The organism is Gordonia paraffinivorans NBRC 108238, from assembly GCF_000344155.1.
GTDB lineage: Bacteria > Actinomycetota > Actinomycetes > Mycobacteriales > Mycobacteriaceae > Gordonia > Gordonia paraffinivorans.
This window is the reverse complement of the sequence record NZ_BAOQ01000005.1, coordinates 16158-37500: the sequence shown is the minus strand read 5'-3', so window position 1 is coordinate 37500 and position 21343 is coordinate 16158. Positions and strand designations below refer to the sequence as shown.

Below are 21343 nucleotides of genomic sequence, written 5' to 3'. Positions count from 1 at the left end.
CGGACCCGATCAGGAGGCGGCGGCGAGAACCTCGTCGAGAATGCTGGCAGCCTTCTCGTCGTCGGTGTTCTGCGCGAGCGACAGCTCGTCGACGAGGACGCGACGGGCGCGGGTCAGCATGCGCTTCTCACCGGCCGAGAGTCCGCGGTCCTGCTCACGGCGCCAGAGATCGCGGACGATCTCGGCAACCTTGATGATGTCGCCGGAGATCAGCTTCTCCTGGTTCGCCTTGAACCGCCGCGCCCAGTTGGTCGGCTCTTCGGTGTGCGGGGCCCGCAGCACCTGGAAGACCTGATCGAGACCCTCTTGCCCGACCACGTCGCGGACGCCCACATATTCCAACTTCGAGGAGGGAATCTGAACGGTCATGTCACCGTCGGCAACCTTGAGAACAAGGTATTCGATCTGCTCACCCTTGATGGTCCGGGTCACGATGTCCTCGACCCGAGCAGCACCGTGATGGGGGTAAACGACGGTGTCGCCAACTTTGAAATTCAATGTTCCTTGCCCCTTTCGAGTGATCCCAGTCTAGCACGGGCGTTCCGAGTGCCCCACCCAACGGTGCAGGTCACGGCGGTGAACCGGTTGCAGCACACGCTCTTCCGAGGTGGGCGAGGGTTCCGTAGCAGCGTGTCGCGGGTCACGCAAACCGGGCCGCGGGAGTGGGTCCGCGGCGGACTCCCGCGGCACCCCGCCGAGGCGCCACGCGGTGCCGAATCGGGACCCCGGCGGACTTTTCCGCTCCGCGCCCACTACGCTGCGTAGTGCAGGGTTTCGCGCGCTGCAATTCGACTTCGTATGACCTGGGAGGATCGGGTGTCAGTGCTTCCATCATCCGCACGGCGGTCGGCGGTCCGGCCATCGCGTCTGGCCACCGCCGTTGCCACGATCGGCATCGCCGTCGCCCTGGGCACCACCGGTTGCGGTGCGGGGCAAGTCTCGCAGACCGCAAACCAGCTGCCCGCGGTGAACGGCGCGAACGTGAACATCGACGCACTGCAGCTGCGTGACGTGCAGATCCTCTACCCGGAGAAGGACGCCCCGACCGTGTTCGGCAACGGCGGACCCTTCGAGGTCGCGTTCGTCATCGCCAACAGCGACCAGGTCGACTCGTACCGCCTCAAGTCGATCAAGCCGGAGAAGGGCACGATCGAGTTCACCGAGGGCGCCGACGCCGAGGCCCGCGTGATCGCGCCGGGCCAGGCCCTGCGCGGCGGCACCCCGGTCGGCGCGGCCCCGGCCGAGCAGAAGATCACCGCCGAGCTCACCGACGCCGGCAAGACCGTCGCCGCGGGCCTCACCACCAAGCTGACCTTCGCCTTCGAGAAGAAGGAGAACGGCAAGTGGGTCGACGCCGGTGAGGTCACCGTCGTCACCCCGGTCGACGCCGGCGCCAAGCTCGCGCGTCAGGACGTCCCGCGCAACGCGGAGCCGACGTTCTACAACCAGTAGCACGGCGAGGGCGAGGGCGGCCACGGCTCGGAGGGCCACAGCCCCGACGACGGCCACGACCACAGCGGGGACGAGCACGGCGAGGGCGGCGGTCACTGACCGACACCCCACGAAGACCGAGGACGAGGTCCGGCATCTGCCGGGCCTCGTCCTCTTTTCGCCGGACGGTCCGCGCCGTACCCGCCCCGTGTCGGCCCGGTTCGATCCTGTCGGTGCCGACGCCTACTCTGACCGGGTGGCCAGAGCCAGATCGACATACCGCTGCACGGGCTGCGGCCATCAGGTCGCCAAATGGGTCGGACGCTGCCCCGAATGCGGCGAGTGGGGCACGATCGACGAGGTCGCGGCCATCCCGGCGGCGGCATCGTCCCGCGCGACGGCCGCCGTCGCCCCGTCCAGCCCCGCGCTACGCATCACCGATGTCGACGCCGAGTCCACCGCAGCCGTCCCGACGGGGATCGGCGAGCTCGACCGCGTGCTCGGCCGCGGCGTCGTCCCCGGATCGGTCATCCTCCTCGCGGGCGAACCCGGCGTCGGCAAGTCGACGCTGCTGCTCGAGACCGTCAAGCACTGGGCCGCAAAGGACCGCGTCGCGCTGTACATCACCGGCGAGGAGTCGGCCGGGCAGGTCCGCATGCGCGCCGAACGCACCGGCGCGGTGCACCCGAACGTCTATCTGGCCGCCGAGACCGACCTCGCGACGATTCTCGGGCATGTGGACTCGGTACGGCCGTCGCTGATGATCGTCGACTCGGTGCAGACCGTGGTCGCCACCGGAACCGACGGCGTGACCGGCGGCGTCACCCAGATCCGCGCGGTGACCACCGCGCTGGTGTCGCTGGCGAAGAACCGGGGCATCGCGGTCATCCTGGTCGGCCACGTCACCAAGGAGGGCTCGGTCGCCGGGCCCCGTTCCCTCGAGCACCTCGTGGACGTGGTGCTGGCGTTCGAGGGCGACAAGCACTCCACGCTGCGCATGGTGCGCGGGGTGAAGAACCGCTTCGGCGCCGCCGACGAGGTCGGCTGCTTCGAGCAACGCGACGACGGCATCCACCAGGTGCCCGATCCGTCGGGAATCTTTCTGCACCAGCGTGATTCGGATGTCAGCGGCAGCGTCACGCTGGTGACCATGGACGGCAAGCGCGCGCTCGTCGGCGAGATCCAGGCACTGGCCAACTCGACCGAGATGAACATCCCGCGCCGCGCGGTGTCCGGTCTCGACATGAACCGGGTCTCGATGGTCCTCGCGGTGCTGCAGGCGCGCGCCGGACGCAGGGAGATCGCCAAGTCGGAGGTCTACCTGTCCACCGTGGGCGGCATGAAGGTCACCGAGCCGGCCGCCGACCTCGCGATCGCGCTCGCCGTCTACTCCACGCTCACCAACAAGCCCATCCCGCAGTCCACGGTGGTCGTCGGCGAGGTCGGCCTCGGCGGTGAGATCCGGCGGGTGTCGGGGGTCGCGCGGCGCCTGGCGGAGGCCAAGCGGCTCGGCTTCCGGGAGGCGATCATCCCGGCGGCGACCGACGAGGTCCTGCCGAAGGGCATCCGGGTCCTCCGGGTCGCCACCCTCGGCGACGCGGTGCATCTACGGGACTCGACGCCGATCGACGCCCCCTTCTGAGAGCGCCCGGCCGCGCAGTCGAGGATCGCTCAGACCTGGGGCTTGCCCGCCTTGAACTCGTCGGCCCTGGCGCTGCGCTCGACGTGCTCGGCGAAGTGCTTGCGCGCGTCGATGGTCACGAAGATGCCGTGGGCGCGGGCCACCGGCGTGGTCGGATCACCAAGGTGCGCAACGCCTTCGGTGTAGATCTTGCGCCCCTGCTTGCCGAGGATCTCCGCGCGCAGATGTAGCGTCTCGCCGACCGGGATGGGTCGCATGAAGTCGACCTGGAGATGCACCGTGACCGCCGCCGGGCCGATCAGGCGCGGCGTCATCCCCATGACGTCGTCGAAGGCGCTGGAGAGGATGCCGCCGTGGATCACGCCGGGCCCGCCCTCCATCCAATGCTCGACGGGCATCTCTGCGACGACGCTGAAACCCTCACCCGCGAACATCTCGAGGTGCAGGCCCCGCGGCGACTGCTCGCCGCATCCGAAGCACACCATGTTGTGCGGGCGCATCGGCTCCCCGGGGCGGGACGTCTTCGGGTGGCGCACGAGCTCGTCGAGCTCCTCGGGCACCACGAAACTGCTGCTCTTCACACCCCGGTACCCTAGTCACCGTTGTGCCGACCGGCGCCGCGGGGCGTCGTCCTCCGGACACGCTCCGGTTGCCAGAAGGGAAGACATGGTCACCGAGGCGATGAAGTCCGACCTCATGCGCGAGACGCTGGCGCGCGTCGCGCCGGGCACGCCGCTGCGCGACGGGCTCGAGCGCATCCTGCGCGGCGGCACCGGCGCGCTCATCGTGCTCGGCCATGACTCCGACGTGGAGAAGATCTGCGACGGCGGCTTCCATCTCGACGTCGAGTTCGCCCCCACCCGACTGCGGGAGCTGGCGAAGATGGACGGCGCGGTGGTGCTGTCCACCGACGGCAAGCGGATCGTGCGCGCGAACGTCCAACTGGTCCCCGATCCGTCGATCCCGACCGAGGAGTCCGGCACCCGCCACCGCAACGCCGAGCGCACCGCCATCCAGACCGGGCACCCGGTCATCTCGGTGAGCGCGTCGATGTCCATCGTCAGCGTCTACGTGGACGGCGTCCGGCGCGTCGTCGAGAGCCCCGACCCGATCCTGTCGCGCGCGAACGTCGCCCTGGCGACGCTCGAGCGGTACAAGGCCCGCCTCGACGAGGTGATCGCGGCGCTCTCGCGGGCCGAGATCGAGGACTACGTGCTGTTGCGCGATGCGATGACCGCCGCCCAGCGCATGGAGATGGTCCGTCGCGTGTCGGTCGAGATCGAGGAGTACGTGCTGGAGCTCGGCACCAACGGCCGCCAGGTCAGCCTCCAGCTCGAGGAGCTCATCAGCGACAACGACACGATGCGCGAGCTCCTCGTCCGCGATTACTACGCCAGCCCCGAGCCGGCGACCACCGAGGACGTGCGCCAGGCACTCGAGGCGATCGAGGAGCTCAGCGACGCCGACCTCCTCGACCTCACCCAGCTGGCCGGCTCCTTCGGATACCCGACGACGATCGAGGCGCAGGACACCGCGATGAGCCCGCGCGGCTACCGGCTGCTCGCCCGCATCTCGCGGCTGCAGTTCGCCCACGTGGACCGGCTCGTCCGCAGCTTCGGAACGCTCCAGGCGCTGCTGGCCAGCACGTCGGCGGACCTGCAGGCCGTCGAGGGCATCGGCAGCATCTGGGCGCGCCACATCCGCGAGGGGCTGTCACGGCTAGCCGAGACCAGCATCGAGCGGTACGACTAGAACCGTCCGTCCCGGACGCCGCACCGCTTCTCTGCACCCGCAAGCACGGCAGGACGTCTCCGGGCCGAGGTGACCGACCCGGGAACACCGGGGATCAGGGCTGCTCGGCGGGCGCCACGAAGTTGAACGTGATCGGGAACGACTCGCGCTCGCCCATCTTGCCGATGGCCGAGTAGGAGCCGGGCGGCACCTGGGTGCGCGGACGCTCACAGCCCGGGCTGCTCGTGGTGCCCGACCAGGTGATCGTGTCCTTCACCTGCTGAGCCGGCTTGAGGACCACGTTGTCGACCGTGTTGATCGGGGAACAGTCGCGCGCCGACCACAGGGTGCGCGCACCGTCGAGGGTCCGCACGATCACGTTCTGGGCGGCCTTGCCCACGTCGCGCGTGCACTCCGAGAGACCTGCATTGGTGGTGACGATGGTGAAGACCGGCTGCTGGCCGACCGTGTAGGTCGGCTTGTCGGTGTAGAGCACCACCGAGATCGCCTGGTCCGGGCACAGGTTGGGCCCGGGCGGGCCGCCTGCGGCGCCGGCCGGGTCCGCCGACTGCGGCGGGACCGGGGTGGAGGCTGGTGCTCCGCCGGGCGCTCCCCCACCTGCGGGCGCACCTCCGCCGGACCCTCCTGCACCGGCGTCGCCGGCGGGCGGTTCGGACTCGGGCGCGGGTTCCGACGACGGGGCGGCGCTGGTCGACGCCGACGCGGTGGACGCGGTGTTCTGCGGTTCCTCACCGCCGTTGCCGGTGAGCCAGACGATCAGCGCGACGACCAGCCCCACGATGACCACGGCGCCACCCGCGGCGACGATGCGGCGTCGCCAGTAGATCTCGGGTGGCAGTGGGCCCTGGGGTTCGATCACGAACACAACGCTAACGGCCGGATCTTGACTTCCGGTTGATCACGACACGGCGTGTCGCGCCGGAAAACCACCTCCGAGCAGGCAAAGTCTAGAGTTCGCCTTCAGGTTTGGCCGCGCGGCCGAGGCTCAGGCGCTCTGCACCCGGACGCTCGCCGACGGCTTCTCGCCGATGTCGCCGTAGACCGACTCGAGATTGACCCGGCCGTCGCTGAGCTTGTAGGTCAGCCCCACGATGGCGAGCTTGCCGGTGGCGATGCGGTCGGCGACGATCCGGCTGCGCTGCATGAGCAGGCGGCCGGTCTCGACCACGTGGCGCGCCTCGAACTCGTCCACCCGCGACAGGCCCTCGCTGCGGCCGGCGAGGATCGACGGCGCCACGCGCTCGACGACGTCGCGGATGTACCCGCCCGGGATCTGCAGCTCGTCGAGGGCGTCGAGGGTGGCCTTCACCGCGCCGCAGCTGTCGTGGCCGAGCAGCACGATGAGCGGGACCTCGAGCACCTCGACGGCGTACTCGAGCGAACCGAGCACGGCGGAGTCGATCACGTGTCCCGCGGTCCGGACTACGAACATGTCGCCGAGACCCTGGTCGAAGATGATCTCGGCGGCCAGGCGGGAGTCCGCGCAGCCGAACAACACCACATGGGGGTGCTGCCCCCCGACGAGGCGCTCGCGGTCCTCGATACCCTGGCTGGGATGTTGGGACTCGCCCGTGACGAATCGCTCGTTGCCGTCACGCAGAACGCGCCAGGCCTGGCGGGGTGTCATACCGATCATGCTCAATAGTGTGCCACCAGCCACTTTGCTCGGTTGGTTCGATACCCATGAACGCGATCTGCCGTGGCGTGATCCGTCGTGCACCGCGTGGCACATCCTCATCAGCGAGATCATGCTGCAGCAGACCCCGGTGTCCCGGGTCCTGGAGCCGTGGCGCGCCTGGGTGGAGCGCTGGCCGGTCCCCTCGGCGATGGCCGCCTCGACTCCGGGCGAGGTCGTGCGCGCCTGGGGCAAGCTCGGATACCCGCGCCGCGCGCTGCGCCTGCACGAATGCGCCAAGGTCCTCGCGAGCGAGCACGACGACAGAGTGCCCGACGACGTCGAGACGATGCTGACGCTGCCCGGGATCGGGGACTACACCGCCCGCGCGGTGGCGTGCTTCGCCTACGGCCGAGCGGTTCCCGTCGTCGACACCAACGTCCGACGAGTCATCGCGCGGGCCGTGCACGGCCGCGAGCATCCGGGCAATCCCTCCCGGCGCGATCTCGCCGACGCCGAGGCTCTGCTGCCGCGACGCCCCGACGGCGGGTACGCCGAGACCGCGCCCCGGTTCTCCGCGGCCCTGATGGAGCTGGGCGCACTGGTCTGCACGGCACGAAACCCCAAGTGCGACAACTGCCCGCTGACCGGGTGCACGTGGGTCCGTCTGGGCCGGCCCGCTCATCAGGGGCCGCCGCGACGCACCCAGAAGTTCGCCGGCACCGACCGCCAGGTCCGCGGGTTGCTGCTCGACGTCCTGCGCGGCTCGACCGGCGCGGTCGAGCGAGAGAAGCTCGACGTCGTGTGGACGAAGGACACCGCGCAGCGCGATCGCGCCCTCGATTCGCTGCTCGTCGACGGCCTCGTCGAGCTCACCTCCGACGGCCGATACTGTCTCGCCGGCGAGGCCTGAGACCTCGCGTCCCGGCGCACCGGCGACGCCGGTGAGTCATTCGATCATTCGGGCATGGGCTCCCGCCGGTCGACGATCGTTGCTAATGTCCCCGTCCATGAGCCAGCCGCCGTATCCTCCTGTCCCTCCGTCGGACCCGGACCAGCCGGGCGACCAATCCGGCCAGCAGCCGCCCCAGTACGGGCAGCAGCCAGATCTCAACAAGCCGTCGACCCCGCCGCCCTACGGCCAGCAGCCTCCCCAGTACGGTCAGCAGCCGCCGCAGTACGGTCAGCAGCCCGGATATGGTCAGCCGCAATACGGTCAGGCACCGCCCCCGCCGCCTCCCGGCAACCCGCAGTACGGCGCCCCGCAGTACGGTGGATACCACGGCGGAGCCGTTCCGCCCGGCGCCGCCGGCACCAAGGTCGACGTGGGCGAGGCGTTCTCCTGGGCGTTCAACAAGTTCAAGAACAACGTCGGCGCGATGATCCTGCCCGGCCTGGTGGTCTTCGTCCTCGCGCTCGTCGTGGGCGCGCTGGCCATCTGGGGCGTCGCGCTCTTCGGCAGCACCGAAACCGTGTATCTCAGCAATGGCGTCACTGTGGAGGAGACCACCCTCGGCGCCGGCGGGCTGTTCCTGATGATCGTGCTGTACATCGTGCTGATCCTCGGCCTCCTGTACGTGCAGGCGTCGATCACCTCCGGCGCGGTCCGCGTCGCCAACGGCGAACCCGTCACCGCGGCGTCGTTTCTGACCCCGATCCGCTTCGGCGCCGTCGTGGGCACCGCGATCCTCGTCGCCCTGGCCACCGGCATCGGATACGTCCTCTGCATCATCCCGGGCCTCCTCGCCCTGTTCTTCCTGATGTTCTCGGTGGTCGCGACCATCGACAAGGGACTCTCGCCGATCGACGCGATGAAGGCGTCCTTCGAGCTCACCAAGTCGAAGGTCGGCGATTCGATCATCACGCTGCTGGTGACCTACGTGATCAATCTCGTCGGCGCTCTCGTCTGCTACGTCGGACTGATCGTGTCGGCCCCGGTCGCCCAGCTGTTCCTGGTGCACTGCTGGCGCCGCCTCAACGGAGCGCCCATCGCTCCGGCCGACCCGAACTGACACCACCGCCAAATCCACTCGGGGCGCGCACGATCCGTCGTGTGCGCCCCGAATCATGTTGGCCGGTGGCCCGGTCCGTTCAGATCTCCAGACCGGAGAGGAACGCCTCCACCGCGCCGCGGTAGACGTGCGGCGCATCGTCGTGGACGAGGTGCCCGGCACCGGCGACGTGCAGGTACTGGGCATTCTCGTTGAGCGCGCGCATCTTTCGCATCTGTCCGGGCGGGGCGACGGTGTACTCGGCCTCGATGACCAGCGCCGGCACCGAGACCGCCTCCCACTGCTCCCAGAAATGGCGGGTGCCCCACTCCTCGGCGATCGCCGACCACACCGGGATTCGCCCGTGGAGCCGCCCGTCGTCGAAGGCCTCGTAGAAGTACCGGCCGGCGACCGGACCGAACATCTCGACCGCCTCGTCCACGGAATCGAATCGCTCGGGCCAGGATTCGAACCACGGCGTCCAGTTCGCGGTCGTGCGCCCGCGGAAATCGGGGGCCATGTCCTCGACCACGAGCGCCGCGACGAGTTCGGGATATGCGGCGGCCGTGCACCATCCGTGCAGCGCCCCCATCGAGTGCCCGATGAGGATCGCCGGCCCCTGGTCGATCCAGGTGAGGATCTCGGCGAGGTCGGCGACGAACCGCTCGGTGCACAACTCGGCCGGATCGTCGGGCTCCGGGAAGTCCGCGCCCATGTGGAACGCCGCGTCGTAGGTGAAGACCCGCCCGTAGCGTCGCAGCCACGGGACCTGGCGCCGCCAGGTGCGCCCGCGGCCCATCAGACCGTGCAGCAGCACGATCGGTCGGACGGGCAGCCCGCTCGGCGGCGCTCCTCGGTTGTCGTCGGTGATCACCGGGCCGCCGTGGTCACGCAGCCCGATCTCGCCGATCGCCTGGGTCTCGACCATGGGGTGTCACTGTAGCGGCCGCCGAGGGCAGGTCCCCGCAATGCCGTGCCGACTCCCGGCCCGACCGCCCTCCCAGCGCATAAGGTGGACTCATGGCTGTCGTGAAGATCAACGCAATCACCGTCCCCGAGGGCGCCGGCCCCGAGCTGGAGAAGCGGTTCGCCAACCGCGCCGGCTCGGTCGACGGCTCCAAGGGGTTCCTCGGCTTCCAGCTGCTGCGCCCGGTCAAGGGCGACGACCGGTACTTCGTCGTGACCCAGTGGGAGACCGAAGAGGACTTCCAGGCATGGGCGGGCGGGCCGGCCCGGGAGGCACACGCGGGCGAGCGCGCGAAGCCGGTTGCGACGGGCGCCGATCTGCTGGAGTTCGAGGTCGTGCTCGACGCACGCCCCAAGGCCTGACGGACAAGCCCTGAACCAGTTCGTCCCGGCCGGCGAGCAGTTCGTCTCGCCGATGTTCCCGCTCGGCACCGCCGTGCTACCGGGTGGCGAGGTGCCGCTGCGCGTCTTCGAGCCCCGGTACCGGCAGATGGTGGGCGACCTCATGGAGGAGTCCGACGGGCGACCGGTGGTGCGGTTCGGGGTGGTGCTGATCGCCCGCGGTCCCGAGGTCGGCGGCGGAGAGGTGCGATTCGACGCGGGCACCCTGGTGCTCGCCGACGTCACCGATCGGCTGCCCGACGGCAGGGCGCTGCTGGCCGGCACCGGCACCTCCCGTTTCCGGGTCGTCGAATGGCTTCCGGACGACCCCTATCCCCGGGCCCGGATCGAGGTGCTCGCGGAGCCGGCACTGTCCGACGCCCACCTCGAGCGGCTAAATGAGATCGACCGGCACCTGCGCGTCGTCCTGCGCGGGATCCTCGAGGCGGCGGGCAAGGACGCCGACGCCGTCTTCGCCGCGCTCGACATCGTCGACGCCGATCCCCTGATGGCCGACGTCTCGCCGATCTACCGCTGGGCCAATCGACTCCGGATCGAGCCCCACGATCAGCAACGCCTTCTCGAGGCCGCCGACCCTGCCGCACAACTGGACGTCCTCGACTACGTCGTGGAGGGCCTGGAGGCACGGGCGGCCTTCGGCGGGAGCTGATCGGCGGCACCCACCCCTGGCGGTGGAGTTAGAACGTGTTCTAGTATTGCGTGTGCCGTAGTTCACACTTGCCTGCCGGCGGCCGAGAATCCGCTGCGTGACCGGGCAAGATCCCGTCCTCCTGAGGAGCACACGCGCAATGACCGAGACCGTGGAGTCCAGCACCGCCACCATCGTCGGCGGTGGCGACCGATCCCAGTTGCTCATCGGCGGCCAGTGGGTCGACCCGCATTCCACCGAGACCCTCGAGGTGTTCTCCCCCGCCACCGGCGAGCGCGTGGGTTCCGTCCCGCATGCCGACGCCGCCGACGTCGACGCCGCGGTCCGCGCCGCTCGTGCCGCCTTCGACTCCGGGGTGTGGAGTTCGACGCCCCCGGCGCAGCGCGCGGACATCATCGCGAAGGTCGCCGACCTGATCGACGAGCGCGGCGACGAGATCACCGCCCTCGTCTCGGCCGAGATGGGCGCACCGCCGAGCGCCATCAGCACCCTGCAGCAGCTGCCCGGAACCGGCGTGCTGCGGGCCTACGCCAACGCCGCCCGCGACTACCAGTGGGAGGAGTACCGGACCGGCCTGTTCGGCACCACCCGCATCACCCGTGAGCCGGTGGGCGTCGTCGGCGCCATCTGCGCCTGGAACGTCCCGCTGTTCATCACCTGCAACAAGATGGGCGCCGCTCTCGCGGCGGGCTGTTCGGTGGTGCTCAAGCCCGCGCCCGAGACCCCGCTGACCGGCAACTACGTCGCCCAGCTGTTCATCGAGGCCGGCGTGCCGCCGGAGGCGATCTCGGTGGTGACCGGCGGCACCGAGACCGGCCAGGCCCTCGTCGCCCACCCGGACGTCGACAAGATCACCTTCACCGGGTCCACCGCCGCGGGCAAGGCGATCGGCGCCGCCTGCGCCGAATCGCTCAAGCGGTGTTCGCTGGAACTCGGCGGCAAGTCCGCGGCGATCGTGCTCGACGACGTCGACATCGCGTCGAACGCCTTCATGCTGACCTTCCTCGGCCTGTTCAACACCGGCCAGGCGTGTGTGGCCCAGACCCGAATCCTGGTGCCGCGCAGCCGTCACGACGAGATCGTCGCGGCCATGGTCGAGGCGGCCAAGACGATGAAGGTCGGACTCCCGTCCGATCCCGAGGCGCAACTGGGCCCGCTGATCTCCGAGAAGCAGCGCCAGCGCGTGGAGGGCTACATCGAGCAGGGCAAGAAGGCCGGTGCCACACCGGTTCTCGAGAGCGAGCGCCCGGCCGACCTCGAGCCCGGCTACTTCCTCACCCCGACGATCTTCACCGGCGTCACCAACGACATGACCATCGCGCAGGAGGAGATCTTCGGCCCGGTCCTGTCGGTGATCGCCTACGACGACGTCGACGAGGCGATCGCCATCGCCAACGACTCCAGCTACGGCCTGGCCGGCAGCGTCTGGACCAGCGACGTCGAGCGCGGCATCGAGATCTCCACCAAGATCCGCACGGGTACCTTCGGGATCAACTGGTACGCAATCGATCCCGAGTCGCCGTTCGGCGGCTACAAGAACTCGGGCATCGGCCGCGAGAACGGTCGCGAGGGCCTCGAGTCCTTCCTCGAGCACAAGTCCACCATGCTGCCGATGGGCTACGAGGTGAAGACCGACTGAATCCCATCTCTCACAGGGGGTACCGGGGCCGGACGCGCTGCGTCCGGCCCCGGTTCTTGTCTGCGTCCCCGGATGGTGTGGCGAGATGGCCTTCGCGGCGGACTGTCTGCGGCGACGCCTCAGCGCGCGGCGGCACCCGCCGCCTCGACGACCTTCGCGTGACCGACCTCGGCCGGCACCTGGTGCGTCACGACGACGACGATCCGGTCCGGGCCGAACAGGTCGTCCTCGGCTCCGAGCAGGCGGCGCAGCAGATGATCGGCGTCGTCGGCCGAGAGGTGCTCGGTCGGCTCGTCGAGCAGGACCACCGGCGCCCGGTGCAGAAGCGCGCGTGCCAGCAGCAGGCGCCTGCGCTCACCGCCGCTGACCGCCTCGGCGCCGCCGAACAGCGTGGTGTCCAGGCCCTCGGGCAGGCGAGCGAGCCAGCCGTCGAGGCCGACGGTCCGCAACGCCTCGCCGATCTCCTCGTCGGTCACGTCTCCGCGCGCGACGCGCAGGTTCTCGCGCACCGACGTGGAGAATATGTGCGCCTCCTCCGCGAAGTAGCAGGCGGCCGCGCGCAACCCGACCTCGGCGCGGGTCGAGACGTCGACGCACCTCACCTCGCCCGCAACCGGTGGGAGCAGTCCCGCCAGGGTCAGCAGCAGGGTCGACTTGCCGACGCCGCTGGGCCCGACGACCGCGAGCCGAGAGCCCGGTCGCAGATCCAGGTCGAGCCCGTCGGCGGGGCCGGCGAGCGCGCGATCCGCACGCCCCCAGCGCAATCCGCTCGTCGTGACCTCGACCGCACCGGGATGCACCGGCACGTCGGCGGTGTCGGCGTCGTCCGCACCCTCCCGGGCGCCGTCGACCAGGGCCATGACCCGCGCCGCGCTCTGCCTGCTCTTCTCCAGCTGCAGGCCCGCCTCGGTGAGCGGCGCGGTCGACTCGAACGCCGACAACGGCAGCAGGATCAGCACGCCCAGGATCATCGGGGTGAGACCTTCACCCGACGCGATGCCGGCCAGCGATCCGGAGACCTGCGACGCGAGGATGATCGCGATGACGCACGCCGCGAGCAGCGACACACCCATCGACAGCGGGGTCGCCGCCGCGGCGGCCGCCTCCATGCGGCGCCCGCGATCGGTGGCCTCCAGATGGCGGCGGTCCGCATCGGCCGCCGCCGCCAGGATCTGCGCGCGGCGCCGGGCGACGGTCAGTTCGGCGGCGTGCCACAGGGCGGTGGTCGTGGCCTCCGCGGACTCCGCGCCGGCCTGCGCCCCGTCGTGGATCGTGCGTGCGGCACCGCGCGCGGCCAGCCACGGTGCGACACCGCCGCTGACGATCAGCGCGACCGCCAGCACCGACGCCGCCGGGATCGACACCAGCGCCATCACGACGACCGCGGCGAGCGCCGTGGTGGCGCCCACGCCGATCGGGATGAGCCCGCGGATCAGCGCGTTGCCGATCTCGTCGATGTCATCCCCGGTGCGCGTCAACAGCTCTCCGCGACGCAGCGTCACCGAGTAGGCGGGGTTGCCGGTGGCGAGCGCCCGGTAGAGCCGCTCCCGTGCGGTCGACATCGCGCGCAGCGCCAGGTCGTGGGTGGCGAGCCGTTCGAGGTAGCGCAGCAGGCCGCGCGAGATGCCCAGGGCGCGGACGGCGGTGATCGCCACCGACAGGTACAGCACCGGGGGCTGCTGCCAGGCGCGGGTGATCAGCCAGGCCGACAGCGCGGCGAGGCCGAGCGCCGACAGGGCACCGCCCACGCCGAGCAGCAGGGCCTTGGCGACGGCGCCCCTGCGGAGCCCCAGCAGGCCCAACGCGCGGATCAACGGGTCGTCACGCACGGCACACCTCCCCCGAAGTCGACGATCTGGTCGGCGAACTCACGCGCGACGTCGCGGTGGGCGACGAGGATGACGGTGTCGCCCGCGCGCGCCCGTTCGCGCAGGACCTCGAGCACCGCCCGCTCCGAGGCCGCGTCGAGGTGGGCGGTCGGCTCGTCGAGCAGCAACAGCGGCGCAGGCGAGGCGAGCACCCGGGTCAGGGCGAGACGCTGACGCTGTCCTGCCGACAGACCCACGCCGCCGGCGCCGAGCCGGGTGTCGAGTCGCGCGGGCAACTCCGGCACCACGCTGCCGAAGCCGCTCGCCACGGCCGCACGCTCGGCGGCCTCGGTGTCGAGCGCACCGAAGAGTTCGAGGTTCTCGCCGACGGTCCCCGGCACGATCACCGGCTGCTGCGGCAGCCAGGCGATCTGCTCGTGGAGGGACTCCGGGTCGGCGTGCAGCACCGGCGTCGAGCCGATCAGGACCGACCCGTCGTCGGGGGTGAGCAGCCCCATGATCGCGGCGAGGGTCGTCGACTTCCCGGAGCCGTTGGGTCCGGTGAACAGCGTGACCGTGCCCGGCTCGATCGTCGCCTGCAAGCACTCCGGAGCCCAGCCGTCGCGGCCGTGCACCCCGAGATCGAGGATGGTGACCGGCGCGCCCGCGACGGTCACGCCTCGTCCGCCTCCGGCGGGCGCCTCCTCCTCGCCTGCGGTGTCGATCAGCTCGAACACCTGTTCCGCGGCGGTCAGCCCGTCGGTCGAGTTGTGGAACTGCGCACCCACCCGGCGCAGCGGCAGGTACGCCTCGGGAGCCAGGATGAGCGCGAACACACCCGCATACAGCGACATCTCGCCGAAGACCAGGCGCAGGCCGATGCCGACGGCGACGAGGGCGACGCACAGGGTCGCGAGCAGCTCGAGCACCGCCCCGGACAAGAACGCCACCCGCAACGACGACATGGTGCTGCGCCGGTGCGCCTCGCCGAGTTCGGCGACCTGCGCGGCGGGCGCCTGCGCCCGGTTCAGCGCGCGCAGGGTGGGCAGGCCCGCGATCAGGTCGAGCAGTTGGGCGGTGAGCCGGCTCATCGTCGCCAGCTTGCGAGTGGTCCGGTCCTTGGTCATCAGGCCGACCAGGATCATGAACAGCGGGATGAGCGGCAGCGTGATCAGGATGATCATCGCCGACGGCCAGTCCGCCAGGGCGATCACCACGACCACGGTGGGGGTGATCGCGACCGCCGCCACCATGGCGGGCAGGAATCCGGACAGGTAGGGCCCCAGTGCGTCCAACCCGCGGAGCAGCACCGTCGCCGCGTGCTCACGGACCCCGAGGAGCGTCCGTCCGGACGTCCGGCGCGGGTCCGTGAGCACGTCGAGGGCCTCGGCGCGCAGTTCGGCGATCGCCCGCTCCGCCGCGCGGTGGGAGTAGCGGTCGTGGCCGTAGGCCATCACCGCCCGTGCCCCCATCGCGACGGCCAGCACCACCAGATGCACCCACTGCGAGCCGAACGAGCGCAGCTCCGGTGCGACGATCAGCTCCGAGAGGATGGATGCCGCCATCCACGCGGCGACGATGATCGCGATGACCTCCGCCACCGCGAACACCGCCGTGACCGCCACGTACCGACGCGTGGTCGGCGAGTACCGGAGCAGCCTCGGATCGACCGGGGGCCGGGATCTCACTTGCTCGTCACACGCAGCGACGACAGCCCGTGGGAATCCGGGATCTGCTTGACCGACAGGCGCTTGCGGAACACCCAGTAGCTCCACGCCTGGTAGGCGATCACCACCGGCGTGATGAACACCGCCGCCCACGTCATCACCGTGAGCGTGTAGCTGCTCGACGACGTGTTGTCGATGGTCAGGTTCCACGCCTCGTTCAGCGTCGAGGGCAGCGCGTTCGGGTACAGGACCGCGAACAACGTGGCCACCGTGCCGGCGATGGCGATCGAGGTGAACAGGAAGGCCCAGCCCTCCCGACCGACCTGCGTCGTGGCGACCATGCCGAGGGCGGCGACCGCCGCGATCAGCACCGGGATCCAGGTCCAGCCGTTGCCGTAGGCGAACTGGGTCCACAGCAGGAAGGCCACCGCGACGACGAGCGTCGGCCACGCCAGGCGCGAGGCGTACCGGGCGGCGTCCTCCTGGAGCACGCCGCTGGTCTTCAGCGCGATGAAGACGGCGCCGTGGGTGAGGAAGGCCAGCAGCGTGGTCGCGCCGCCGAGCAGGGCATACGGGTTGAGCAGGTTGAAGAACCCGCCGGTGTACTGGGCGTCGGCGTCGATCGGCAGGCCGCGCACGACGTTGGCGAAGGCGACGCCCCACAGGATCGCGGGAATCCACGAGCCGAGGCCGATGCCGACGTCACACCACATCCGCCAGCGCGGGTTGTCGATCTTGCCACGCCACTCGATCGCGCACACGCGGGTGATCAGGCCGATCAGGATGAGGAACAGCGGCAGGTAGAACGCGGTGAACATCGTGGCGTACCAGCCGCCGAACGCCGCGAACAGCGCACCGCCGGCGGTGAGCAGCCACACCTCGTTGCCGTCCCACACCGGGCCGATGGTGTTGAGCAGCACCCGGCGGCGCTTGTCCGGGTCGGCCTCGGGGTCGTCCGGCGACACCTTGTCGTCGCCGCCGGTGTGGCTGGAGCCGAGGAACGGCATCAGCATGCCGACGCCGAAGTCGAATCCCTCGAGGACGAAGTACCCGACGAACAGAACCGCGATGACCAAGAACCAGAATTCTGGGAGTCCCATGTCAGTCTCCTCCTAGTACGCGAACGAGAGCTGCCTGGGCTCGTCGGATTCGGAATCGGAATCGCCGTCGTCATCGCCCGGCGGCCGCGAGTCGTAGCTCGCCGGCCCCTCGATGACGTACCGCCGCTGCAGCATGAACCAGATGACGCCCAGCGCTCCGTAGATCAGGGTGAAGCCGATGAGGGTGGCCCACAGGACCGGCGGCGTGTGGTTGGACACGCCGTTCTGCACCAGCATGCTGATGCGCAGCGGGTCCAGGTCGTCCTCCCAGTTCGGTGCGACGACCCACGGCTGACGGCCCATCTCGGTGAAGATCCAGCCGGAGCTGTTGGCCAGGAACGGCGTCGGGATCATCAGCAGGGCGATGAAGCCGAACCTGCGGGACTCGACCACCCGCTTGCGCCGGGTCAGCCACAGGCCGCCGAGAGCGACCACGACCGAGCCGAGCGCCCAGGTGATCATGGCGCGGAAGCCCCAGTAGGTGACGAAGAGGTTCGGCGCGAAGTTCTGGTTCGCCGGCACGTTCGGGTTGTCGGCGAAGGCCTCCCGGTACTGCTCCTGCAGGTTCTCCACGCCCTGCAGGGTCGCGTCGAACCGGTGCGTCGCGAGGAACGACAGCATCTTGGGGATCTCGATGAGGTGGTTGATGTCGTCGCAGTTGTTCTGCCGGCTGGTCGACAGCACCGAGAAGCCGGGGCCGGTCTGGGTCTCGCAGAGGGACTCCGCCGACGCCATCTTCATCGGCTGCTGCTTGAACATGATCTGGCCCTGGATGTCGCCGGTGACGAACAGCGCGAGGCCCGACACCAGGGTCACCCACAGCGCGAACCGGGTGACCGGGCGCCACAGGTCGCGTGCGTCCTTCTCGAGTGTCTCGGGAGTGGCGTCGATGTGGCTGGGCGAGGTGCTCTCCGGGACGACGCTCGCATCGCCGGTCTCGGTCGCCTCGCGCAGCTTCTTGGCGCGCCACATGTTCCGCGCCATCCACCAGATGCCGATGGCGGCGACGAAGGTGCCCGCGGTCAGGAACGCGCCCGCGATCACGTGCGGGAAGGCCGCCAGCGTCGTGTTGTTGGTGATGACCGCCCAGAAGTCGTCCATCGCCGGCCGGTTACGGGCCTCGTCCCACTTGACGCCGACGGGATGCTGCATCCACGAGTTCGCGGCGATGATGAAGTACGCCGAGGCGTTCACGCCGATGGCCGCCAGCCAGATGGTGGCGAGGTGGACCTTCTTGGGCAGGCGGTCCCAGCCGAAGATCCAGAGCCCCAGGAAGGTCGACTCCAGGAAGAACGCGACGAGCCCCTCCAGCGCCAGCGGCGCGCCGAAGACGTCGGCGACGAACCGGCTGTACTCGCTCCAGTTCATGCCGAACTGGAACTCCTGCACGATGCCTGTCGCGACACCGAGCGCGAAGTTGATGAGGAAGAGTTTGCCGAAGAATCGGGTCGCGCGGAGCCACTGCTCGTTGCCGGTGACGTGCCACACCGTCTGCATCACCGCGACCATCGGCGCGAGGCCGATCGTCAGCGGGACGAAGATGAAGTGATAGACCGTCGTGATCCCGAATTGCCACCTGGAGATGTCCAGAGCATTCATATCTTTTGCCTCGAATCAGGTCACCGGTTGTCACCGGCAGGTTCCCAATGCACGCGACCTACTACGTCCGGTAGTAAGTCCCAGCGCGACGCTACGCCTGGTCACCTGACCTACTCAAGCGGCAAAGGTCCCGACAATCCCCTGTTCAGGGTGTATTCCCTCTCACCTCGAGCAGTGTGTGACCCAGCCCCGGGAGCAGGCCCGTGTGACCGGGATCAATTCTGTTCGTCGGAGATGGCGCGATTGACCAGTTCGGGAATCATGTCCAGATCTTGCGGTGCCGGCATCACATATCTGTTCAGGTGCGTGACCCGGGCGGCGAGGGTGACGCTCGACATCAGCCAGACCGAGTCGGCCGCGACGAGGTCTGCCGGCCGCAACAGGTCGGCCTTGGTCTTCCAGCCCTCGGAGGAGGCGAGATCGAAGACCGCGCGCACGGTGGTCGACTCGAGGATCCCGATCTCCGGCGGCGGGGTCACCAGGGTGTCGCCGTAGACCGCGACCACCGACGAGCGCGGCCCCTCGAGGACCACGCCCTCGCTGCTGACGAAGATGACGTCGTCGTAGCCCTCCGACGCGGCATGCCGCAGCGCGGCCATGTTGGTCGCGTAGCTGAGGGTCTTGGCGCCCAGGAGCTGCCAGGGCGCCCGCGCGGCGAGATCGATCGAGAAGCCGCGGTCGAGTGTGACCACCGAGACCCCGTCGGCCCGTGCGGACGCCACACGCTCGGGGACCGCCTCGACGGTGAGGTATGACGTCGGCGCATAGCCGTGCTCGCGCCCGCGGGTATAGACCAGGCGCAACAGCGCCTCCCCGGCCGTGCCGCGCTCCTGCGTCCACATCGACACCGCGGCGTCGACGGCACGGCGCCACTCGCCCTCGTCGGGTGCCGGGAGTCCCATCGCCGTGGCGCTGCGTCCGAGCCGCTCGAGATGCAGGCGCACGCAGCGGGCGCGTCCGCCGCGCACGAGAAGGGTCTCGAAGATGCCGTCCCCGCGTACCGCCGCGAGGTCGTCGGCGTGGAGGAAGGGGGCATCGGCGTCGTGGCGGGCGCCGTCGAGCGTGACGAGGATCGAATCCGACATGGATACGAGGCTGCCATGGTCGCCGCACCCGCGCTGCGCGCCCCCGCGGACACCCGGACCCGTAGAATCGACCCGTGAGCCGTTCACCCATCCTGACCAGGTATTCCGAGTCCGGGGCGGTGCCCGGCCCCGGAGGTTTCCCCTCCGCCGAGACCCCGTGGCACTTCGGTGATCCCCTCGGCGAGCAGCGTGCGGCGGCGCGCGGGGTGATCGTCGTGGACCGCTCCGACCGCGCGGTCATCGAACTCTCCGGGGACGAGCGGCTGAGCTGGCTGCACACGATCTCCAGCCAGCATGTCGCCGATCTGCCCGACCGCCGCAGCGCGGAGAACCTGTCGCTCGACGCGAACGGACGCGTCGAGGAGCACTTCGTCCTCACCGACGTCGACGGCGTCACCTGGATCGACACGGAGGGCTCCCGCGGCGAGCCGCTGGCCGGCTTCCTGAAGAAGATGGTGTTCTGGGCCAAGGCCGACCCGGTCCTGCGCCCCGACATGCGGGTCCTGACGCTCGTCGGCCCCGCCGCGGTCACCGGGCCGGTCGCCGACCTGCTCGAGATACCGGCCGACGCCGACGTGTACCGCGCCGGCGACCTCCCCGAGACCCATCACGAGGACGAGCCGCTGGGCTTCTGGCGGCGGATGCCGCCGCTGGGCGAGGACCGCGACCTGCCGGTCGTCGACGTCGTCGTGCCCGAGTTCGTCCTGCTCCGGTGGTGGGAGGCGCTGGCCGAGGCGGGTGCGCGCATGGCCGGCAGCTGGGCTCATGAGGCCCTGCGCGTCGCCGCCCGGCGCCCCCGGCTCGGCGTCGACACCGACGAGCGGACCATCCCCCATGAGGTCGATTGGATCGGCGGCCCCGGCGAGGAGGGCGCGGTCCACCTCGACAAGGGCTGCTACCGCGGTCAGGAGACCGTCGCCCGCGTCCACAATCTCGGCAAGGCACCCCGGCGCCTGGTGCTGCTCCACCTCGACGGCAGCACCGACCGGCGACCCGCCACCGGCGACCCGGTCACCGCCGGCGGACGCGCCGTCGGCCGGTTGGGCACGGTCGTCGACCACTACGAGTGGGGTCCCGTGGCGCTCGCACTCGTCAAGCGCAACGTCGGTGCCGACGTCGACCTCGCGGCGGGAGCGGAGGAACCGGTCAGCGCCCGCATCGATCCCGACTCGGTCCGCGAGGACGAACACGTCCAGGCCGGGCGCGCGGCCATCGAGCGCCTGCGGTCCGGCGCCGCGCCCCGGGACGCGTGACCCGGTGGGCACCGGAACCGTGCTGGCCGTCTGCGCGGCCGGCCGGGATGTCGTCCTGAAGGGCATCGGCCCCTCCGCCATCGACAAGCGCGCGCTCTCCGGGCGCGCGGAGGTCGGCGCGCTGGGTCTCGTGGCCGACCATCAGCGCAACCGCAGGCATCATGGCGGTGTCGATCAGGCGGTGTACGCCTACTCCGAGCCGGAGGCGCGCCGCTGGTCGGAAGAGCTCGGGCGTGAGCTTCCTTACGGATGGTTCGGGGAGAACCTCCGGATCGATGGGATCGGCGTCTCCGACGCGCACGTCGGGGAACAGTGGCGGGTCGGCGACGACGGGCTCGTGCTCGAGGTCACGATCCCGCGCGTGCCCTGCCGCACGTTCGCCGAGTGGGCCGGCGAGCCCCGATGGGTCAAACGGTTCATGAACCGCGCCGATTTCGGCGCCTACCTGCGGGTTCTCCGGCCGGGCACGGTCGCCGCCGGCGACACGGTCGAGGTGATCCATCGCCCCGGACACGGCGTGACGGCCCGCCATCTGCTCATCGGGACCGATCCCGACGCCCTTCGCACGCTGCTGGCGGCCGACGATCTCCCGGCCAAGGTGCGGCGCGAGGCCACCCGCATTCTCGCCAGGTCCGCCCCGCTCGACGACGCGGCAGGGCAGGGCGCGGCACACAATCTGTAGAGGCGCGCTAGACTGGCAGCACGACAGAATTACTTCAAGAGAACGGGGCCGCCAAAATGTTT

At 70.1% G+C, this 21343-nt stretch carries 19 protein-coding genes and 1 pseudogene; 10 read left to right on the top strand and 10 right to left on the bottom strand.

Annotation, left to right across the window (positions count from 1 at the left end; translation table 11 throughout):
• Window positions 1-9 precede the first annotated feature (9 nt).
• Window positions 10-498 carry a CarD family transcriptional regulator gene (locus GP2_RS03210; RefSeq protein WP_006899032.1) on the bottom strand — a complete coding sequence of 163 codons (489 nt, stop codon included), beginning with the start codon at window positions 496-498 and terminating at the stop codon, window positions 10-12.
• 324 nt (window positions 499-822) lie between these two features.
• On the opposite strand from GP2_RS03210, the pseudogene GP2_RS03205 reads away from it, so the two are divergent.
• Together GP2_RS03205 and radA are read left to right on the top strand one after the other, a co-directional pair.
• Window positions 823-1551: pseudogene (locus GP2_RS03205) on the top strand (copper chaperone PCu(A)C domain-containing protein).
• 136 nt (window positions 1552-1687) lie between these two features.
• A complete protein-coding gene (gene radA / locus GP2_RS03200) occupies window positions 1688-3073 on the top strand; it encodes a DNA repair protein RadA (RefSeq protein WP_040526322.1) in 1386 nt (461 codons plus the stop codon).
• 29 nt (window positions 3074-3102) lie between these two features.
• Here the strand turns inward: radA and GP2_RS03195 are convergent, their stop codons facing one another.
• Window positions 3103-3633: a PaaI family thioesterase gene (locus GP2_RS03195; protein WP_006899029.1), complete on the bottom strand. Its 531-nt coding sequence runs from the start codon at window positions 3631-3633 to the stop codon at window positions 3103-3105.
• 106 nt (window positions 3634-3739) lie between these two features.
• Between GP2_RS03195 and disA the strand changes: the two genes are divergently transcribed.
• A complete protein-coding gene (gene disA / locus GP2_RS03190; RefSeq protein WP_006899028.1) occupies window positions 3740-4825 on the top strand; it encodes a DNA integrity scanning diadenylate cyclase DisA in 1086 nt (361 codons plus the stop codon).
• 94 nt (window positions 4826-4919) lie between these two features.
• On the opposite strand, the gene GP2_RS03185 is transcribed toward disA, so the two are convergent.
• Together GP2_RS03185 and GP2_RS03180 are read right to left on the bottom strand one after the other, a co-directional pair.
• On the bottom strand, window positions 4920-5684 hold the full coding sequence (locus GP2_RS03185; RefSeq protein ID WP_040526320.1) for a hypothetical protein: 765 nt from the start codon (window positions 5682-5684) through the stop codon (window positions 4920-4922).
• Window positions 5685-5810: 126 nt separating this feature from the next.
• Window positions 5811-6461, bottom strand: coding sequence for a carbonic anhydrase (locus GP2_RS03180; RefSeq protein WP_006899026.1), 651 nt, complete (start codon window positions 6459-6461; stop codon window positions 5811-5813).
• On the opposite strand from GP2_RS03180, the gene GP2_RS03175 reads away from it, so the two are divergent.
• Window positions 6460-7353, top strand: coding sequence for an iron-sulfur binding domain-containing protein (locus GP2_RS03175; protein WP_006899025.1), 894 nt, complete (start codon window positions 6460-6462; stop codon window positions 7351-7353). The genes GP2_RS03180 and GP2_RS03175 overlap by 2 nt on opposite strands.
• Window positions 7354-7450: 97 nt before the next feature.
• A complete protein-coding gene (locus GP2_RS03170; RefSeq protein WP_006899024.1) occupies window positions 7451-8452 on the top strand; it encodes a hypothetical protein in 1002 nt (333 codons plus the stop codon).
• Window positions 8453-8531: 79 nt separating this feature from the next.
• On the opposite strand, the gene GP2_RS03165 is transcribed toward GP2_RS03170, so the two are convergent.
• Window positions 8532-9359 (bottom strand): alpha/beta fold hydrolase, encoded by an 828-nt coding sequence (locus GP2_RS03165; RefSeq protein ID WP_006899023.1) that lies wholly within the window; start codon window positions 9357-9359, stop codon window positions 8532-8534.
• 92 nt (window positions 9360-9451) lie between these two features.
• Here GP2_RS03165 and GP2_RS03160 point away from each other — a divergent pair, with 92 nt between their 5' ends.
• The 3 genes from GP2_RS03160 (at window position 9452) to GP2_RS03150 (ending at window position 12087) form a co-directional block, all read left to right on the top strand.
• Window positions 9452-9760, top strand: a complete 309-nt coding sequence (locus tag GP2_RS03160) for an antibiotic biosynthesis monooxygenase family protein (protein WP_006899022.1) — start codon at window positions 9452-9454, stop codon at window positions 9758-9760.
• 52 nt (window positions 9761-9812) lie between these two features.
• Window positions 9813-10448, top strand: coding sequence for an LON peptidase substrate-binding domain-containing protein (locus GP2_RS03155; RefSeq protein ID WP_006899021.1), 636 nt, complete (start codon window positions 9813-9815; stop codon window positions 10446-10448).
• A 139-nt stretch (window positions 10449-10587) separates the two neighbouring features.
• Entirely contained in the window at window positions 10588-12087 is a 1500-nt protein-coding gene (locus GP2_RS03150) for an aldehyde dehydrogenase (RefSeq protein ID WP_006899020.1), read from the top strand.
• A gap of 119 nt (window positions 12088-12206) precedes the next feature.
• Here the strand turns inward: GP2_RS03150 and cydC are convergent, their stop codons facing one another.
• The 5 genes from cydC to GP2_RS03125 form a co-directional block, all read right to left on the bottom strand.
• A complete protein-coding gene (cydC, locus tag GP2_RS03145) occupies window positions 12207-13916 on the bottom strand; it encodes a thiol reductant ABC exporter subunit CydC (protein WP_006899019.1) in 1710 nt (569 codons plus the stop codon).
• Complete coding sequence (gene cydD / locus GP2_RS03140; RefSeq protein ID WP_006899018.1) at window positions 13898-15583, bottom strand: thiol reductant ABC exporter subunit CydD; 1686 nt, start codon at window positions 15581-15583, stop codon at window positions 13898-13900. The genes cydC and cydD overlap by 19 nt, the downstream gene beginning before the upstream one ends.
• A complete protein-coding gene (cydB, locus tag GP2_RS03135) occupies window positions 15580-16662 on the bottom strand; it encodes a cytochrome d ubiquinol oxidase subunit II (protein ID WP_006899017.1) in 1083 nt (360 codons plus the stop codon). Before cydB ends, cydD begins: the two co-directional genes overlap by 4 nt.
• 12 nt (window positions 16663-16674) lie before the next feature.
• Complete coding sequence (locus GP2_RS03130; RefSeq protein ID WP_006899016.1) at window positions 16675-18261, bottom strand: cytochrome ubiquinol oxidase subunit I; 1587 nt, start codon at window positions 18259-18261, stop codon at window positions 16675-16677.
• 215 nt (window positions 18262-18476) lie between these two features.
• Window positions 18477-19346: an aminodeoxychorismate lyase gene (locus GP2_RS03125; protein ID WP_006899015.1), complete on the bottom strand. Its 870-nt coding sequence runs from the start codon at window positions 19344-19346 to the stop codon at window positions 18477-18479.
• A 74-nt stretch (window positions 19347-19420) separates the two neighbouring features.
• Between GP2_RS03125 and ygfZ the strand changes: the two genes are divergently transcribed.
• A complete protein-coding gene (gene ygfZ, locus GP2_RS03120; RefSeq protein ID WP_006899014.1) occupies window positions 19421-20599 on the top strand; it encodes a CAF17-like 4Fe-4S cluster assembly/insertion protein YgfZ in 1179 nt (392 codons plus the stop codon).
• Window positions 20600-20603: 4 nt separating this feature from the next.
• Window positions 20604-21281 (top strand): MOSC domain-containing protein, encoded by a 678-nt coding sequence (locus tag GP2_RS03115; RefSeq protein ID WP_006899013.1) that lies wholly within the window; start codon window positions 20604-20606, stop codon window positions 21279-21281.
• Window positions 21282-21343: the final 62 nt, after the last annotated feature.

Bases quoted from the DNA above. Each gene is read 5' to 3' on its own strand.
- disA (WP_006899028.1), top strand. From the start codon at position 3,740: ATGGTCACCGAGGCGATGAAGTCCGACCTCATGCGCGAGACGCTGGCG.
- GP2_RS03175 (WP_006899025.1), top strand. From the start codon at position 6,460: ATGCTCAATAGTGTGCCACCAGCCACTTTGCTCGGTTGGTTCGATACC.
- GP2_RS03180 (WP_006899026.1), bottom strand. From the start codon at position 6,461: ATGATCGGTATGACACCCCGCCAGGCCTGGCGCGTTCTGCGTGACGGC.
- GP2_RS03170 (WP_006899024.1), top strand. From the start codon at position 7,451: ATGAGCCAGCCGCCGTATCCTCCTGTCCCTCCGTCGGACCCGGACCAG.
- GP2_RS03165 (WP_006899023.1), bottom strand. From the start codon at position 9,359: ATGGTCGAGACCCAGGCGATCGGCGAGATCGGGCTGCGTGACCACGGC.
- GP2_RS03160 (WP_006899022.1), top strand. From the start codon at position 9,452: ATGGCTGTCGTGAAGATCAACGCAATCACCGTCCCCGAGGGCGCCGGC.
- GP2_RS03155 (WP_006899021.1), top strand. From the start codon at position 9,813: ATGTTCCCGCTCGGCACCGCCGTGCTACCGGGTGGCGAGGTGCCGCTG.
- GP2_RS03150 (WP_006899020.1), top strand. From the start codon at position 10,588: ATGACCGAGACCGTGGAGTCCAGCACCGCCACCATCGTCGGCGGTGGC.
- cydB (WP_006899017.1), bottom strand. From the start codon at position 16,662: ATGGGACTCCCAGAATTCTGGTTCTTGGTCATCGCGGTTCTGTTCGTC.
- GP2_RS03130 (WP_006899016.1), bottom strand. From the start codon at position 18,261: ATGAATGCTCTGGACATCTCCAGGTGGCAATTCGGGATCACGACGGTC.
- GP2_RS03125 (WP_006899015.1), bottom strand. From the start codon at position 19,346: ATGTCGGATTCGATCCTCGTCACGCTCGACGGCGCCCGCCACGACGCC.